The organism is Caballeronia sp. INDeC2, from assembly GCF_023631325.1.
GTDB lineage: Bacteria > Pseudomonadota > Gammaproteobacteria > Burkholderiales > Burkholderiaceae > Caballeronia.
Genome location: NZ_JALQDG010000003.1, coordinates 212,606 through 228,708, shown reverse-complemented (window position 1 = coordinate 228,708; position 16,103 = coordinate 212,606). Strand labels below are relative to the sequence as shown.

The 16,103-nt window shown below is 62.7% G+C and carries 14 protein-coding genes; 11 read left to right on the top strand and 3 right to left on the bottom strand.

Annotated features, from left to right (window positions below):
* Positions 1–10 precede the first annotated feature (10 nt).
* On the top strand, positions 11–457 hold the full coding sequence (gene dut, locus NCS28_RS02675) for a dUTP diphosphatase (RefSeq protein WP_250512333.1): 447 nt from the start codon (positions 11–13) through the stop codon (positions 455–457).
* Positions 458–526: 69 nt separating this feature from the next.
* On the opposite strand, the gene clpA is transcribed toward dut, so the two are convergent.
* A complete protein-coding gene (clpA, locus tag NCS28_RS02670; protein WP_250512332.1) occupies positions 527–2,830 on the bottom strand; it encodes an ATP-dependent Clp protease ATP-binding subunit ClpA in 2,304 nt (767 codons plus the stop codon).
* Positions 2,827–3,141, bottom strand: coding sequence for an ATP-dependent Clp protease adapter ClpS (clpS, locus tag NCS28_RS02665; RefSeq protein WP_014190611.1), 315 nt, complete (start codon positions 3,139–3,141; stop codon positions 2,827–2,829). The genes clpA and clpS overlap by 4 nt, the downstream gene beginning before the upstream one ends.
* A gap of 525 nt (positions 3,142–3,666) precedes the next feature.
* Here clpS and cspD point away from each other — a divergent pair.
* Positions 3,667–3,873 (top strand): cold shock domain-containing protein CspD, encoded by a 207-nt coding sequence (gene cspD / locus NCS28_RS02660; protein ID WP_008351201.1) that lies wholly within the window; start codon positions 3,667–3,669, stop codon positions 3,871–3,873.
* Between the two features lie 159 nt (positions 3,874–4,032).
* Here the strand turns inward: cspD and icd are convergent, their stop codons facing one another.
* Positions 4,033–5,289, bottom strand: a complete 1,257-nt coding sequence (gene icd, locus NCS28_RS02655) for an NADP-dependent isocitrate dehydrogenase (RefSeq protein WP_250512331.1) — start codon at positions 5,287–5,289, stop codon at positions 4,033–4,035.
* A gap of 220 nt (positions 5,290–5,509) precedes the next feature.
* Between icd and NCS28_RS02650 the strand changes: the two genes are divergently transcribed.
* From NCS28_RS02650 to NCS28_RS02610, 9 genes are all read left to right on the top strand, one after another.
* On the top strand, positions 5,510–6,085 hold the full coding sequence (locus tag NCS28_RS02650; protein ID WP_250512330.1) for a pseudouridine synthase: 576 nt from the start codon (positions 5,510–5,512) through the stop codon (positions 6,083–6,085).
* Between the two features lie 383 nt (positions 6,086–6,468).
* Positions 6,469–6,675: a hypothetical protein gene (locus NCS28_RS02645; RefSeq protein ID WP_106857577.1), complete on the top strand. Its 207-nt coding sequence runs from the start codon at positions 6,469–6,471 to the stop codon at positions 6,673–6,675.
* Positions 6,676–6,954: 279 nt separating this feature from the next.
* Complete coding sequence (locus tag NCS28_RS02640; protein ID WP_250513037.1) at positions 6,955–7,392, top strand: DUF192 domain-containing protein; 438 nt, start codon at positions 6,955–6,957, stop codon at positions 7,390–7,392.
* A 214-nt stretch (positions 7,393–7,606) separates the two neighbouring features.
* Complete coding sequence (fusA, locus tag NCS28_RS02635) at positions 7,607–9,712, top strand: elongation factor G (protein WP_250512329.1); 2,106 nt, start codon at positions 7,607–7,609, stop codon at positions 9,710–9,712.
* Positions 9,713–9,807: 95 nt separating this feature from the next.
* On the top strand, positions 9,808–10,290 hold the full coding sequence (locus NCS28_RS02630; RefSeq protein ID WP_250512328.1) for a cupin domain-containing protein: 483 nt from the start codon (positions 9,808–9,810) through the stop codon (positions 10,288–10,290).
* A gap of 144 nt (positions 10,291–10,434) precedes the next feature.
* On the top strand, positions 10,435–12,096 hold the full coding sequence (locus tag NCS28_RS02625; protein ID WP_250512327.1) for an ABC transporter substrate-binding protein: 1,662 nt from the start codon (positions 10,435–10,437) through the stop codon (positions 12,094–12,096).
* 11 nt (positions 12,097–12,107) lie between these two features.
* A complete protein-coding gene (locus NCS28_RS02620; RefSeq protein WP_250512326.1) occupies positions 12,108–13,127 on the top strand; it encodes an ABC transporter permease in 1,020 nt (339 codons plus the stop codon).
* Positions 13,124–13,987 (top strand): ABC transporter permease, encoded by an 864-nt coding sequence (locus NCS28_RS02615; protein ID WP_250512325.1) that lies wholly within the window; start codon positions 13,124–13,126, stop codon positions 13,985–13,987. Before NCS28_RS02620 ends, NCS28_RS02615 begins: the two co-directional genes overlap by 4 nt.
* On the top strand, positions 13,984–16,053 hold the full coding sequence (locus NCS28_RS02610; protein ID WP_250512324.1) for an ABC transporter ATP-binding protein: 2,070 nt from the start codon (positions 13,984–13,986) through the stop codon (positions 16,051–16,053). Before NCS28_RS02615 ends, NCS28_RS02610 begins: the two co-directional genes overlap by 4 nt.
* Positions 16,054–16,103: the final 50 nt, after the last annotated feature.

Sequence of the window (16,103 nt, the reverse complement as noted above, 5' to 3'; positions counted from 1 at the left end):
AGCTCGATCCATGAAACTCGACGTCAAGATTCTCGATGCGCGCATGCGCGACTTCATGCCCGCCTACGCGACGCCCGGCAGCGCGGGCCTCGATCTGCGCGCGTGTCTCGATGCGCCGCTCGTCATCGAGCCGCACCAGACCGTGCTCGTGCCGACCGGCCTCGCCATCCACCTCGCCGATCCCGGCTACGCTGCGATGATCCTGCCGCGCTCGGGCCTCGGCCACAAGCATGGCATCGTGCTCGGCAATCTCGTCGGGCTGATCGATTCGGATTATCAAGGCCAACTGATGGTCTCGACATGGAATCGCGGCGACACCGCGTTCACGCTCAACCCGATGGAGCGTCTCGCGCAAATGGTGATCGTGCCCGTCGTGCAGGCGGCGTTCAATATCGTCGGGGACTTCGAAACGAGCGAGCGCGGCGCGGGCGGTTTCGGCAGCACGGGCAAGCACTGAGCTTGCCCGGGGCGAAAAAAAACGGCGCGGTCGAAACCGCGCCGTTTGCACTTCCAAAGACCCCTTCTATTAATCTACTTCGATCGCTTCCGGATTCGGATTGCGCGGCGGCGCCGAGTTCTCGTCGAACGTAAGCTGCACCTTGTCTTCCGCATCGACATCCACGGTCACGCGGCCGCCGTTGAGCAGCTTGCCGAATAGCAGTTCGTCGGCCAGCGCACGACGGATCGTGTCCTGGATCAGACGCTGCATCGGGCGCGCGCCCATCAGCGGATCGAAACCGTGCTTCGCGAGGTGCTTGCGCAGCGCATCGGTGAAGACCGCATCGACCTTCTTCTCGTGCAACTGATCTTCCAGTTGCATGAGGAACTTGTCGACCACGCGCAGGATGATTTCCTCGTCCAGCGAGCGGAAGCTGATGATCGAGTCCAGACGGTTACGGAACTCCGGCGTGAACATGCGCTTGATGTCGGCCATTTCGTCGCCCGACTCGCGGCGCGACGTGAAACCGATCACCGACTTGCCCATCGTTTCGGCGCCCGCGTTCGTCGTCATGATGATGATGACGTTGCGGAAATCCGCCTTGCGGCCGTTGTTGTCCGTCAGCGTACCGTGGTCCATCACCTGCAAGAGCACGTTGTAGATGTCCGGATGCGCCTTCTCGATTTCGTCGAGCAGCAGCACGCAGTGCGGCTTCTTCGTGACGGCTTCGGTCAACAGACCGCCCTGATCGAAACCGACATAGCCCGGCGGCGCGCCGATCAGACGGCTGACCGCATGACGCTCCATGTATTCCGACATGTCGAAGCGCAGGAGTTCGATGCCGAGCGTGAACGCCAGCTGCTTCGCGACCTCGGTCTTGCCGACGCCCGTCGGGCCGGAAAACAGGAACGCGCCGATGGGCTTGTCCGTCTTGCCGAGGCCCGCGCGCGCCATCTTGATCGACGCCGACAGCGCATCGATGGCCGGATCCTGGCCGAATACGACGGCCTTCAGATCGCGGTCTAGCGTCTGGAGCTTGCTGCGATCGTCCTGCGACACGCTCTGCGCCGGCACGCGCGCGATCTTCGAAATGATCTCTTCGATCTCGCTCTTGCCGATGGTCTTCTTCTGCTTCGACTTCGGCAGGATGCGTTGTGCCGCGCCCGCTTCGTCGATCACGTCGATGGCCTTGTCCGGCAAATGACGATCCGTGATGAAGCGCGCCGACAGTTCCGCCGCCGCCGACAACGCGCCCGACGAATACTTCACGCCGTGATGCTCCTCGAAGCGCGTCTTGAGGCCGCGCAGGATCGCGACGGTCTGCTCGACGGTCGGCTCGGTGACATCGACTTTCTGGAAACGACGCGACAGCGCCGCGTCCTTCTCGAAAATGCCGCGATATTCCGTGAACGTGGTCGCGCCGATGCACTTCAACTGCCCCGACGACAACGCCGGCTTCAGCAGGTTCGATGCGTCGAGCGTTCCGCCCGAAGCCGCACCCGCGCCGATCAGCGTATGAATCTCGTCGATGAACAGAATGGCGTGCGGACGCTCCTTCAGTTCCTTGAGCACCGTCTTCAAACGTTGCTCGAAATCGCCGCGATACTTCGTGCCCGCAAGCAGCGCGCCCATATCGAGCGAGTACACCTGCGCGTCGGCGAGAATGTCCGGCACTTCGCCGCGCGTGATGCGCCAAGCGAGGCCTTCGGCGATCGCGGTTTTGCCGACACCGGCTTCACCGACGAGCAGCGGATTGTTCTTGCGACGGCGGCACAGCACCTGCACCACGCGCTCGACTTCCAGCTCGCGGCCGATCAGCGGATCGATCTTGCCGTCCTTCGCGAGCTGATTGAGATTCTGCGTGAACTGCGCAAGCGGCGTTTCCTTCTGCGCGGCGGCGTCTTCCGATTCCGGATTAACTTCGCTGTTCGTCTTCGCTGCGTCGCCACTGTTCGTCTTCGCGATGCCGTGCGAAATGAAATTCACGACATCCAGACGCGTGACGCCCTGCTGCTGCAGGTAGTACACCGCATGCGAGTCCTTCTCGCCGAAGATCGCCACCAGCACATTCGCGCCGGTCACTTCCTTCTTGCCGTTCGAGGTCGATTGCACGTGCATGATCGCGCGCTGGATCACGCGCTGGAAACCAAGCGTCGGCTGAGTATCGACGTCGTCCGTGCCCGGCACGGTCGGCGTGTTGTCATGAATGAAATTGCGCAGGTTCTGACGCAAATCTTCAATGTTGGCTGCGCAGGCGCGCAACACTTCAGCCGCGGTCGGATTGTCCAACAGGGCGAGCAGCAGATGCTCGACCGTTATGAACTCGTGCCGCGCCTGACGTGCTTCCATAAACGCCATGTGCAGACTGACTTCCAGTTCCTGGGCAATCATGCTTCCTCCATCACGCACTGCAGCGGATGTCCCGCTTGCCTTGCATGGCTAACGACTTGCTCAACTTTGGTCGACGCGATATCCCGCGTGTAGACCCCACAAACTCCCCTGCCCTCGCGATGAACCTTCAGCATGATCTGCGTCGCAGTCTCACGATCTTTATTGAAGTATTCCTGCACGACCATCACGACGAATTCCATCGGCGTGAAGTCGTCATTCAGCAGCACCACCTTGTACATGGCCGGCTTCTTGAGCTTCTGCTCCTGCCGCTCCAGTACCGTGCCATCCTGCTTGTTGGGATTGATCGCCATACACCCATTCTAAACAACACGGACGTCCTTGCAATTGCCGCTCCAGCACCGACCGCCTGGTCGGAATGCAACGCTGAAAACTGCATTCGCACAGCTATCGTCCATCCAATCCTGCCGCTGCCCAACGCTTCGGCGCGGCCCGCTTGCACCTCGTCGAATCGAGTATCGCACAGCTTCAAAAAAAACAAACGGAGCACCAAACGCCGCGGGCCGCCAGTACCACACAAGTGAGACGATTATGCGACTTTTCAAGATGGCGTGCTTGGACGGCAGCGCACACGCAATGCAGGAATTACCCTACGAATGCACTGTTTGCAACGAGCTTAACGGCCATCCCAAAAATTCCTTGACACCCGATTTAAGAGATTTAACAATCAAACTGGCACTTTTTTCCGGGGGCCAACCACGGACGAAAAAAGAGGCCGAGGTGAGCTTGTGAGGAGGGGGCGGTTCACAATGTGGGGTGGCCGTCGAGCTTTTCGAGCGTGCTCTGGGTGCGACAAGAGAGTTAGAGGGGAAGTACGAATGTCTACTGGTACGGTCAAGTGGTTCAACGACGCGAAAGGCTACGGATTCATCACGCCCGATGAAGGCGGCGAGGATCTGTTTGCACATTTCTCGGCGATTCAAATGAACGGTTTCAAGACACTCAAGGAAGGCCAGAAGGTCAGCTTCGAGATCGTCCAAGGACCGAAGGGCAAGCAGGCTTCGAACATCCAGGACGCTGCCTGACCGTTCGATCGAACTTTGCCTCATGAAACCCGGCCCTCGCGCCGGGTTTTTTTTCGCCCGGCGCGTCTCACATATATAGAGCTGCGGCGCCAGTTAAAAACCCCGAAAGGGCCAGGCCTTTCGGGGTTTTTATTTAACACATCGAATTGAGGTGAGTCCTCACATATTCTCGATCATCACCTCTCCGAAGCCCGAACACGATACCTGCGTCGCGCCTTCCATCAGGCGTGCGAAGTCGTACGTGACGCGCTTCGAAAGAATCGATTGCTCCATCGACGAAATGATGCGGTCCGCGGCCTCGAACCAGCCGAGATGGCGCAGCATCATTTCGGCCGAGAGGATTTCCGAGCCCGGATTCACATAGTCCTTGCCCGCGTACTTCGGCGCCGTGCCGTGCGTCGCTTCGAACATCGCGACGGAATCCGACATGTTCGCGCCCGGCGCGATGCCGATGCCGCCCACCTGCGCCGCGAGCGCGTCCGAGATGTAGTCGCCGTTCAGGTTGAGTGTCGCGATCACGTCGTATTCGGCCGGACGCAGCAGGATTTGCTGCAGGAACGCATCGGCGATCACGTCCTTCACGACGATGTCGTTGCCCGACTTCGGATTCTTCACCTTCATCCACGGACCGCCGTCGATCAGTTCCGCGTTGAACTCCTTCTGCGCGAGCGCGTAACCGTAGTCGCGGAACGCGCCTTCGGTGAACTTCATGATGTTGCCCTTGTGCACGAGCGTCACCGAGCGACGGTCGTTGTCGATCGCGTATTGAATCGCCTTGCGCACGAGCCGCTCCGTGCCCTCGCGCGACACCGGCTTGATGCCGAGCCCCGACGAATCCGGGAAACGGATCTTCGTCACGCCCATTTCTTCACGCAGGAACTTGATGACCTTCTTCGCCTCCGCCGATTCCGCCGGCCATTCGACGCCCGCGTAGATGTCTTCGGAGTTCTCGCGGAAGATCACCATGTCGATCTTCTCGGGCTCGCGCACCGGCGACGGCACGCCCTTGAAGTAGCGCACCGGCCGCAGGCACACATACAGGTCGAGCTGCTGACGAAGCGCCACGTTCAGCGACCGGATGCCGCCGCCGACTGGCGTCGTGAGCGGCCCCTTGATCGACACGATGTAGTCCTTCACCGCTTCGAGCGTCTCGTCGGGCAGCCACACGTCCGGGCCGTACACGCGCGTCGCCTTTTCGCCCGCGAAGATTTCCATCCATTGAATCTTGCGCTTGCCGCCGTAGGCCTTTTCCACCGCCGCATCGACGACCTTGATCATCACCGGCGTGATGTCGACGCCCGTGCCGTCGCCTTCGATGTACGGGATGATCGGCTGATCGGAAACGTTGAGCGAAAAATCCGCGTTGACGGTGATCTTGTCACCGTCCGCCGGAACTTTGATGTGCTGATACGGCATGGTCGACTCCAAATAAGGCCGGACTTGAATGGAAGCAAACAAACTGGATAGAGAGCGATGCGGCATGCGAGGCGACGATGCAGCCCCGATGTCGTCACGACATCATTCTAACCATGCTCGCCTGCCCCGGCGCGCCCGACGCGGCCATGCGCATGCATTAAGATGCCGCATCCGCATCCGCATCCGCATCCGCACCCAATCACGCCGCGCGCCGCCTTGCATGTCACTCATCGCCCTAAACAAGCCCTTCGGCACCATCTGCCAGTTTTCCGCGCACGACACGCGCGCGTCGCTCGGCGACTGGGTCAAGACGCCGGGCGTGTATCCCGCGGGCAGGCTCGATGCGGACAGCGAAGGCCTGCTCCTGCTCACCGATGACGGTGCATTGCAGGCGCGCATCGCGGAGCCGCGTCACAAGCTCGTGAAGCGCTATTGGGCGCAAGTCGAAGGCGCACCCAGCGATGCCGCGCTCGCGCGTCTCGCGAAAGGCGTCGATCTCGGCGACTACGTGACGCGTCCGTGCCGCACCGCGTTCGTCGACGAACAGGACAGCGACGCGCTTTGGCCGCGCACGCCGCCGATCCGCTACCGCGCCGCCATCCCGACGACGTGGATCGAGCTCGCCATTACCGAAGGCAAGAACCGGCAAGTCAGACGCATGACGGCGGCCGTCGGTTACCCGACCTTGCGGCTCGTGCGCGTTGCGATCGGTGCGCTCGATATCTTCGCGCTAGGCATCGCGCCCGGCGAAACCGCGGACGTTGCCCCGGACGCGCCGTGGCAACGCGTTCGTTGAATCGCATTCAACTATCTCGAAAATAAGCGTCTTTGCACGTTTTATTGCAATGCGCTTAAACGCGGTGTCACGAAGATCGAGTACCGCGAATCGCGAGACGAATATATTTTTCGCCTGCTGCGCAATTCTCTGTAAATCGCGTCAACCGACTCCTCGAGCGATGCGTTAAGGGCCTCAGATGCCGCAGAAAGCTATCCGGCATGAGCGAAAACTGATTACAAATAACCTGTGTGCTCCAGGGAGTTTGAAAGGTTCAAGCGTTCACAGTCGTATCGAGATTAATTTGTCGATTCGACTGTCAACCGAAAGGTAGGTGGCTCGTTTACCGACATGACTCAATGACCGGGTCGTTTGGTTAATTTACTCAAGCTGAGGATTCACAGATGAACAAACTGATCGCTGCTCTCGTCGCTGGCCTGTTCGCAACCGCTGCTTTCGCACAAGAAGCTTCGGCTCCGGCCGCTGCTGCTCCGGCAGCTGCTTCGTCGGCTCACAAGTCGTCGGCGCACAAGAAGTCGCACAAGTCGTCGCACAAGTCGCACAAGAAGGCAGCCGCTTCGGCTCCGGAAGCCGCTTCGGCAGCTCAGTAAGTTCGTTGTAAACGGCGGTATAGCGAAGTCAAGAACGAGCATTACCGCCGTCTTTACGGCGTTGAAGGGCAGATGGCCGCGAGGCGTCTGCCCTTTTGTTTTGTGCCTGCGCATCGAGTAACATGCGCGGGGCCGCCGGCTTTCCGGCACAACGTTTGTCTATGGAGGAGCATCGTCGTGAATCTGTTGCTGCGTGCCTTGGTGTCACCATTCAGTTCGACGGCTTCGGCCCGGCGCTCGCGCATCGCCGCCACGATTCGCGCATGTGTGATCGCGCTGATGCTGCCATTCGCAGCCGCGCCGCTCGCGCAAGCCCAGACCATGCCCCCTGGCGCCAAGCAGCCGTCCGATTTTCCGCGCGCGAAACTCACCGCGGGCATGTACGTCATCGATGCCGCCGTCGCCGCGAGCGATGCCGATCGAGAGCAAGGCCTCATGTATCGCACGCAACTCGCGCCGAACGAAGGCATGCTCTTCGTCTTCAATGAAAACGCCGTGCATTGCTTCTGGATGAAGAACACGCTGATCCCGCTGTCGATCGCGTTCATTCGCGCGGACGGCACGATCACCGACATCGACGAAATGCAGGCCGAGACGGAGAACAATCACTGCCCGCGCAATAACGGCGTGTTTGCGCTCGAAATGTCCAAAGGCTGGTTCGCGGCGAAGGGCATCAAGCCCGGCATGCAGCTCAAGGGCTTGCCGCGCATGCAGTAAGGTCTTTTCGCCCGATCCGAAAACCGTCGTCGTCGCAAGACACGCCGGTTTTTTTGCGCCCGAAAAATGCCTTCGACCGAGCTGGCAGGATTCCTGCAAAGAGCTTGCCGACGCGCTATCCTAAAAAGATTCAGCGCGACGCATCTCACCATTCAGGTCGCGCCGATTGGCCGCCGCACGGCGACCCGGGTCGACACATCCACAGGAGGTTCACGTGCCCCGCAAGACTCCCATCGAGCGCTATCGGAATATAGGCATTAGCGCTCACATCGATGCCGGCAAGACGACGACTACCGAGCGCATCCTTTTCTACACCGGCGTGACCCACAAGATCGGCGAGGTTCACGACGGCGCGGCCACGATGGACTGGATGGAACAGGAGCAGGAACGCGGCATCACGATCACCTCCGCGGCGACGACGGCCTTCTGGAAAGGCATGGCCGGCAACTATCCGGAACACCGGATCAACATCATCGATACGCCGGGACACGTGGATTTCACGATTGAAGTCGAGCGCTCGATGCGCGTGCTCGACGGCGCGTGCATGGTCTACGACTCGGTCGGCGGCGTGCAGCCGCAGTCGGAAACCGTGTGGCGTCAGGCGAACAAGTACAAGGTGCCGCGCATCGCGTTCGTCAACAAGATGGACCGCGTCGGCGCGGACTTCTTCCGCGTGCAGCGGCAGATCGGCGAGCGGCTCAAGGGCGTCGCGGTGCCGATCCAGATTCCGATCGGCGCGGAAGAGCACTTTCAGGGCGTCGTCGATCTGGTGAAGATGAAGGCGATCGTCTGGGACGACGACAGCCAGGGCATCAAGTTCAACTACGAAGAAATTCCCGACAACCTCAAGGAACTCGCGCACGAATGGCGCTCGAAGATGGTCGAGGCGGCCGCCGAATCGAGCGAGGAACTGCTCGAAAAATATCTCGACGATCACGAGAGCCTGACCGAAGAAGAGATCAAGACGGCGCTACGCAAGCGCACCATAGCCAACGAGATCGTGCCGATGCTGTGCGGCAGCGCGTTCAAGAACAAGGGCGTGCAGGCGATGCTCGACGCGGTGATCGACTATCTGCCCTCACCCGTCGACGTGCCCGCGATTCTCGGCCACACGGAAGACGACAAGGAAGCGGAACGTCATCCGAGCGACGACGAGCCGTTCTCCGCGCTCGCGTTCAAGATCATGACGGACCCGTTCGTCGGCCAGCTGATCTTCTTCCGCACCTACTCGGGCGTCGTGAATTCGGGCGACACGGTCTACAACCCGGTGAAGGAAAAGAAGGAGCGCCTCGGCCGCATCCTGCAGATGCACGCGAACGAGCGCAAGGAAATCAAGGAAGTGCGCGCGGGCGACATCGCCGCGGCGGTCGGTCTCAAGGAAGCGACGACCGGCGATACGCTCTGCGATCCGAACCACATCATCATCCTGGAACGAATGATCTTCCCGGAACCGGTGATCTCGCAGGCCGTCGAGCCGAAGACCAAGGTCGACCAGGAGAAGATGGGCATCGCGCTGAATCGTCTCGCGCAGGAAGATCCGTCGTTCCGCGTCACGTCCGACGAGGAATCTGGCCAGACGATCATCTCCGGCATGGGTGAGCTGCACCTCGAAATTCTCGTCGACCGGATGAAGCGTGAATTCGGCGTCGAGGCGACCGTCGGCAAGCCGCAGGTCGCGTATCGCGAGACGGTGCGCAACAAGGTCGAGGACGTCGAAGGCAAGTTCGTCAAGCAGTCGGGCGGACGCGGCCAGTACGGTCACGCGGTGATCGCGCTGGAGCCGGATCCGGGCAAGGGCTACGAGTTCGTCGACCAGATCAAGGGCGGCGTGATTCCGCGCGAGTTCATTCCGGCGGTCGACAAGGGCATTCAGGAAACGCTCAAGGCCGGCGTGCTCGCGGGCTATCCGGTCGTCGACGTGAAGGTGCGGCTGACTTTCGGCTCGTACCACGACGTCGATTCGAACGAAAACGCGTTCCGCATGGCCGGCTCGATCGCGTTCAAGGAAGCGATGCGCCGTGCCCGGCCCGTGCTGCTCGAACCGATGATGGCCGTCGAAGTGGAAACGCCCGAGGAGTTCATGGGCAACGTGATGGGCGATCTGTCCGGCCGCCGCGGCATGGTGCAGGGCATGGAGGACATCGCGGGCGGCGGGGGCAAGCTCGTGCGCGCGGAAGTGCCGCTCGCCGAGATGTTCGGCTACTCGACGTCGCTGCGTTCGCTGACGCAAGGCCGAGCGACGTACACGATGGAGTTCAAGCACTACGCGGAGACGCCGACGAACGTGTCCGAGGCGATCATCAACTCGAAATCGAAATAATCGCGATCGAACCGTGTAGTATCGGAAGTCCGTTGCTCGCTCTGTTGGTAGCGGCAACGGACTTCCCTTATCCGCAGACGATAAACCGTACCGACATGAGCGACGCACATCAGCACATCGATTGGCGCGAGCACGGCGTCAAGGTCATCAAGGGCGATCAGCTCGACACCAACACGGCGCAGACGCCGGGCATGAACCGCGCGGCCGCCATCAACGCGGCGCGCGTCGGCGCGCAGAAGATCTGGGCCGGCACGGTCACGATCCATCCGAATGCGAAGACGGGCGCCCATCATCACGGCGCGCTCGAAAGCGTCATCTATGTCGTGCGCGGCCAGGCGCGCATGCGCTGGGGCGAACATCTGGAATTCACCGCCGAGGCCGGTCCCGGCGATTTCATATTCGTGCCGCCTTACGTGCCGCATCAGGAAATCAACGCCAGCACCGACGATCCCCTCGAATGCGTGCTCGTGCGCAGCGACAATGAAGCGGTGGTGGTGAATCTCAACATCGATGCCGTGGAGAAGCCCGAGGAAGTCTATTGGGTCGATCCGATTCACAAGCATCCACACGATCACTGAAGCGGACGAGAGACGCGCGCGATGCAGACTCGGCGCGCGGCTTGCTACCCCGCGAAGACGCGGAGGCGCTTTCAGGCGCCGCCGACCCGATCGCTTGCGCGGCGCGAGCCCAACCGAGCGCGACAACTACAACATCCGCATACGATGAAAAAACCTTCGACCGACGCGCATCTTCTCGACCTCGCCCGCCCGCATGCGGGCGAACTGGGCAATCACGCGATCGACGAGTTCATGGCCGGGCGCCTCACGCGCCGCGAACTGCTGCGTCATGCAAGCATGCTCGGCGTCGCGCTGTCCGCGGGCGGTCTCTTCGGCATGCCGGGCGCACGCGCGCAAGGCACGGGCAAGCCCGGCGGCACGATCCGCGTCGCGCATCTGATGCCCGCGGGCGCCGTCGATCCGCTCACCGTGACCGACGCCGCCGGTCTCGCGCTCATCAATCAGACGGGCGAATTCCTGATCGACGACGACAGCGAACATCTGACGCTCAAGCCCGCGCTCGCGCTGTCGTGGTCGTCGAATGCGAAAGGCGACGTGTGGACCTTCAAGCTGCGCCCGAACGTGAAGTTCCACGACGGCCAGCCGATGACCGCGAAAGATGTCGTCGCCACGTTCAATCGATTGTCCGATCCCGGCGCGGGCTCGGCGGCGCTGTCGGTGCTGAAGGGCGTGCTGTCGAAGGATTCGGCGAAGGCCGTCGACGATCACACCGTCGAATTCCATCTCGATGCGCCCAACGGCAATTTCCCGTATTACGTTTCCTCGGATACGTATAACGCGGTGATCCTGCCGGCCAATTTCACCGGGCCCTATGAAAAGACGTTCATGGGCACGGGCGCGCTGAAGCTCGAGAAATACACGCCGAAGGTCGGCGCGTCGTTCGTGCGCAATCCCGACTACTGGGGCGAGAAGTCGCTGCCCGATCGCGTGACCTTTTCCTTCTACGCCGATCAGCAGGCGCAACTCCTCGCGATGCAAGGCCGCCAGGCCGACGTAATGGGCGACTTCACCGTGCAGGGCGGCGTCTCGATACTCACGAATCCGCAGTTCAAGGTGCTCGGCACGAAGTCGAGCTCGCATCGGCAGATTCACATGCGCTGCGACATGTCGCCGTTCAAGGACAAGCGCGTGCGTCAGGCGCTCGCGCTCGCGATCGATCGCGAAGTCATCGTGAAGGGACTGTTCCGCGGCCGCGCGACCGTCGGCAACGACAACCCGTTCGCACCGGTCTTTCCGTCGAGCGATCTGACGGTGCCGCAACGCAAGATCGACATCGCTCAAGCGAAGAAGTTGATGAGCGATGCCGGCGTCGCGAACGGCTTCGACGTCACGCTCACGACCGAGAAGTACATGGAGATTCCCGATCTCGCGGTCGTCGTGCAGAACGCGGCGAAGGCGATCGGCATTCGCATCCAGTTGAAGGTGGAAAGCCAGGACCTGTATTACGGCTCGGGCACGTTCGGCAAGTCGGACTGGCTGGATTCGCCGCTCGGCATCACGGATTACGGGCATCGCGGCGTGCCGAACGTGTTCCTTAACGCGCCGTTGACGAGCGGCGGCACCTGGAACGCCGCGCACTTCAGGAATCCGCAGTACGACAAGCTCGTCACGCAGTTCGTCGCGGCGCTCGATGTCGCGTCGCAGAAGAAACTGTCCGGCGAGATTCAGCGCCTGTTGCTCGACGAAACGCCGGTCGTGATCCCCTACTTCTACGACCAGTTGATCGTCACGCGCGCCAACGTCTCGGGCGTGCGCTTCAACGCGATCTCGCAGATGTGGTTCGACCGCGCGACGGTATCGGCATGAATGGGGCGTAAATGAGCACGATCACGCCGACGGCGCACGTAGCCGACTTCGCCAAATTCAAGCGCATCGTGCGCTTCATCGGCGTGCGGCTGCTGCTCGCGCTCGTCACGCTATGGCTTCTGTCGATGATCGTCTTCGCGGGCGGCCAGCTCCTTCCGGGCGACGTCGGCCGCGCGATCCTCGGCCCGCTCGCCGATGCGCGCGCCGTCGCAGCGCTCAATCATCAACTGGGCGTCGACCGGCCGCTTCTCACGCAATATTCGAGCTGGATCAGCCATTTCCTGCGCGGCGACATGGGCGAGTCCTACGCGTTTCGCGCGCCGGTCGCGCCGTTCATCGGCAACGCGCTGTGGAGTTCGGCGAAGCTCGGCGCGCTCGCGTTCGTCGTCGTGGTGCCGCTCGGCATCGCGGGCGGCGTCTACGCGGCGTTGCACGCGGGGCGCTGGATCGACAGAGTCATCAGCATCGGCGGATTGACGGCGACGGTCGTGCCGGAGTTCGTCTCGTCGATCGTGCTGATCCTGATCTTCGGCGTGTGGCTGCAATGGCTTCCGATCGAAGCGACCGCGCCCGCCGGCGCGGGCTTTTTCACGCAACTGGAGCATCTGGTGCTGCCCGTGCTGCCGCTCGTGTTCGTGTTCTTCGGCTATATCGCGCGGATGGCGCGCGCGGGCACCGTCGAAGCGCTCGACGCCGATTACACGCGCACCGCGATTCTCAAAGGCTTGCCGCAGCGCGTCGTGATCCTGCGCCACGTGCTGCGCAATGCGCTCCTGCCGACCGTGACCGTCGCCGCGACGCAACTCGGCTACATGATCGGCGGGCTCGTCGTCGTGGAGACGCTGTTCCACTATCAGGGCATCGGCTCGCTGATCTACACCGCCGCGCAAGGCAAGGACTTTCCGATGCTCGAAGCGGGCGTGCTGAGCATCGGCGTGATCTATACGGCGGCGAATCTGATCGCGGACGCGCTTTACGTCGTGCTCAATCCGCGTCTGCGCAACGCCGATTCGAACGGAGACGCGCGATGAGCACGACCGTTGCGCCTCAAACGCCCGTCAAGCCGCGCCGCTTCGAAGCGCTCGGCGTGCTGATGCGCTCGGTCACGTTCGATCTCGGCGTGCTGATCCTGCTTTTCTGGGTGCTGTGCGCGCTCTTCGGACACTGGCTCGTGCCGCACGATCCGTACGCATCCGATCCGCTCAACTCGCTCGCCGCGCCTTCCGGCGATCACTGGTTCGGCACCGATCAACTCGGCCGCGACGTGTTCGCGCGCGTGATCGTCGGCTCGCGCGACATTCTGACCATCGCGCCGCTGGCGACGTTGCTCGGCACGGCGGCGGGCACGGCGATCGGCCTCGTCGTCGGCTATTTCGACGGCTGGGTCGATGCCGTCATTGGCCGCGTGATCGATGCGCTGCTGGCGCTGCCGCTCGTGATCGTCGCGCTGCTCGCGCTGGCCGCCGTCGGCGCGAGCAACACGACGGTGATCCTCGTCATCGGCCTCACGTTCGCACCGATCACCGCGCGCACCGTGCGCGCCGCCGTGCTGAGCGAGCGCCATCTGGACTACGTGCTGGCGGCGCAACTGCGCGGCGAAAACGCGCTTTACATCATGTTCGCGGAGATCCTGCCGAACGTGCTGCCGCCGATCATCGTCGAGGCGACCGTGCGTCTCGGCTATGCGATCTTCGCCGTCGCGACGCTCTCGTTCCTGGGCTTCGGCATCCAGCCGCCTTCGGCCGACTGGGGCCTCGCGCTGTCCGAAAGCTATACGCTGATGGCGGGCGGCGCGTGGTGGACCGTCGTTTTCGATGCCGCCGCGATCGCGTCGCTGGTCGTCGCGGTGAATCTCGTCGCCGATGCCGTGCAAGGAGTGCTCGACCGATGAACGGGCCGCCGCCATCGGCATTTCCCACCTTCGGCGCCGCGAAAGGCGATCAGGCCGACGCGCTCACGATCGTCGGCCTGACGGTTGCGTACCGCTCGCGCGGACGCGAGCGCGAGGTGTTGCAGGACGTGACGTTGCGCGTGAAGCGCGGCGAAGCGTATGGGCTCGTCGGCGAATCGGGCTGCGGCAAGTCGACCGCCGCGCTCGCGGTGCTGCGCTATCTGCCGCGCAACGGGCGCGTGAAGGCGGGCCGCATTTCGATCGCCGGGCATGACGTCGCGTCGCTGAACGCCGACGCGCTGCGCGGCATGCGCGCCAATGCGGTGTCGATGGTCTATCAGGATCCCGGGCGCGCGCTGAATCCGTCGCTCACGATCGCGCGGCAAGTCTCCGAGGCGTTCGAAGTCACGGGCGCATCCGCCGACGAAGCGCTGTCCCGCACCGCCGAGATGTTGAGGCGCGTGCGCATCGCCTCGCCCGAGCGCGTGATGGAGAGTTATCCGCATCAGTTGTCGGGCGGAATGCAGCAGCGCGTGGTCATCGCGATGGCGCTCGCATGCAACCCCGAGCTGCTGATTCTCGACGAGCCGACCACCGGCCTCGACGCCACCGTCGAAGCCGAAGTGCTCGATCTCATCGCGCAGTTGCGCGCGGAACTCGGCACGGCCGTGCTCTTCATCAGCCACAACCTCGCGGTGATCGGGCGCATGTGCGATCGCGTTGGCGTGTTGTACGCGGGCAAACTCGTCGAGGAAGGCACGACCGCCGATGTGTTTGCGCAGCCCCGGCATCCGTACACCGTCGGGTTGTTGCGCTGCCTGCCGCGCGAAGCGCTGGGCAAGGAAAGCGGACGGCTCGACACGATTCCCGGCTCGCTGCCGCTGCCGGGATCGATCGCGCAGGGCTGCATCTTCGCGCCGCGCTGCAAGCTCGCCGACGAGCGCTGTCTCAAGGACGCGCCGCCGCCCTATCGCGTCGCGTCGGCGCACGGCGATCAGATGGCGCGATGCCACTATCACGAACGCGCGCAGTCGCTGCCGCGCTCGACCGAAGAGACGCCGGTGTACGTCGCGAATGGCGAGGATCAGCCGCTTGCGCTGTCCGCACGCCATCTCTCGAAGACCTTCCGTGTCGGCGATGAAGAAGTGCGCGCCGTGCACGACGTCTCGCTCGATCTCGTGCAAGGCGAAACGCTCGGGCTCGTCGGTGAATCGGGCAGCGGCAAGACGACGCTCGCGAAGCTCCTGCTCGGACTCGTATCGCCGGATAAAGGCGCGTCGCTCGAACTCGACGGCGCGACGTTGCCCGAACGCGTGACCAAGCGCAGCGACGAGCAGGTGAAGTCGCTGCAGATCGTCTTCCAGAACCCGGATTCCGCGCTGAATCGCGCGCATTCGGTGCGGCAACTGATCGCGCGTTCGCTGTCGAAGCTCGCGTCGCTCCACGGCGAGGCGAAGGAAAAACGGCTCCATACGCTGACGGAAGCCGTGCGTCTGCCGGCGCGCTATCTCGGCTCGCGCACGCGGCAGTTGTCGGGGGGGCTGAAGCAGCGCGTCGCGATCGCGCGCGCGTTCGCGGGCGATCCGCGCGTCGTGGTCTGCGACGAGCCGACCTCCGCGCTCGACGTCTCCGTGCAGGCCGCGATCCTCAATCTGCTCGCGGACTTACAGCGCGAACGGCGCGTGAGCTACGTGTTCATCTCGCACGATCTGCATGTCGTGCGGTATCTGTCGGATCGCATCGCGGTGCTGTATCTCGGTCGCATCATGGAGATCGGGCGCGCCGCCGCAGTCTTCGACGGACCGCAGCATCCGTACACCGAAGCGTTGTTGTCGTCGGTGCCGTCGATCGACGGAACGCATGCGAAGCGCATCCGCTTGTCGGGCGAATTGCCGAGCGCGGCGAATCCGCCTTCGGGCTGCGTGTTCCATACCCGCTGCCCGCGCAAGATCGGCGCGATCTGCGAGACCGAAACGCCGCCGTGCCGCGATGCAAAAGAGGGGCACCTGATCCATTGCCACATTCCCGTCGACGAATTGCGAATCTTGCAGCGTCAAGAGCGATGAGCGCGCGCGGCAAAGCGGCCATTCGTCGGAACCAAAGCGGCTCCGCGCGT

What these genes read in the sequence shown, in the direction of transcription:
- dut (WP_250512333.1), top strand. Translation starts at nt 11, where the DNA reads ATGAAACTCGACGTCAAGATTCTCGATGCGCGCATGCGCGACTTCATG.
- clpA (WP_250512332.1), bottom strand. Translation starts at nt 2,830, where the DNA reads ATGATTGCCCAGGAACTGGAAGTCAGTCTGCACATGGCGTTTATGGAA.
- clpS (WP_014190611.1), bottom strand. Translation starts at nt 3,141, where the DNA reads ATGGCGATCAATCCCAACAAGCAGGATGGCACGGTACTGGAGCGGCAG.
- cspD (WP_008351201.1), top strand. Translation starts at nt 3,667, where the DNA reads ATGTCTACTGGTACGGTCAAGTGGTTCAACGACGCGAAAGGCTACGGA.
- icd (WP_250512331.1), bottom strand. Translation starts at nt 5,289, where the DNA reads ATGCCGTATCAGCACATCAAAGTTCCGGCGGACGGTGACAAGATCACC.
- NCS28_RS02650 (WP_250512330.1), top strand. Translation starts at nt 5,510, where the DNA reads ATGTCACTCATCGCCCTAAACAAGCCCTTCGGCACCATCTGCCAGTTT.
- NCS28_RS02645 (WP_106857577.1), top strand. Translation starts at nt 6,469, where the DNA reads ATGAACAAACTGATCGCTGCTCTCGTCGCTGGCCTGTTCGCAACCGCT.
- NCS28_RS02640 (WP_250513037.1), top strand. Translation starts at nt 6,955, where the DNA reads ATGCTGCCATTCGCAGCCGCGCCGCTCGCGCAAGCCCAGACCATGCCC.
- NCS28_RS02630 (WP_250512328.1), top strand. Translation starts at nt 9,808, where the DNA reads ATGAGCGACGCACATCAGCACATCGATTGGCGCGAGCACGGCGTCAAG.
- NCS28_RS02625 (WP_250512327.1), top strand. Translation starts at nt 10,435, where the DNA reads ATGAAAAAACCTTCGACCGACGCGCATCTTCTCGACCTCGCCCGCCCG.
- NCS28_RS02620 (WP_250512326.1), top strand. Translation starts at nt 12,108, where the DNA reads ATGAGCACGATCACGCCGACGGCGCACGTAGCCGACTTCGCCAAATTC.
- NCS28_RS02615 (WP_250512325.1), top strand. Translation starts at nt 13,124, where the DNA reads ATGAGCACGACCGTTGCGCCTCAAACGCCCGTCAAGCCGCGCCGCTTC.
- NCS28_RS02610 (WP_250512324.1), top strand. Translation starts at nt 13,984, where the DNA reads ATGAACGGGCCGCCGCCATCGGCATTTCCCACCTTCGGCGCCGCGAAA.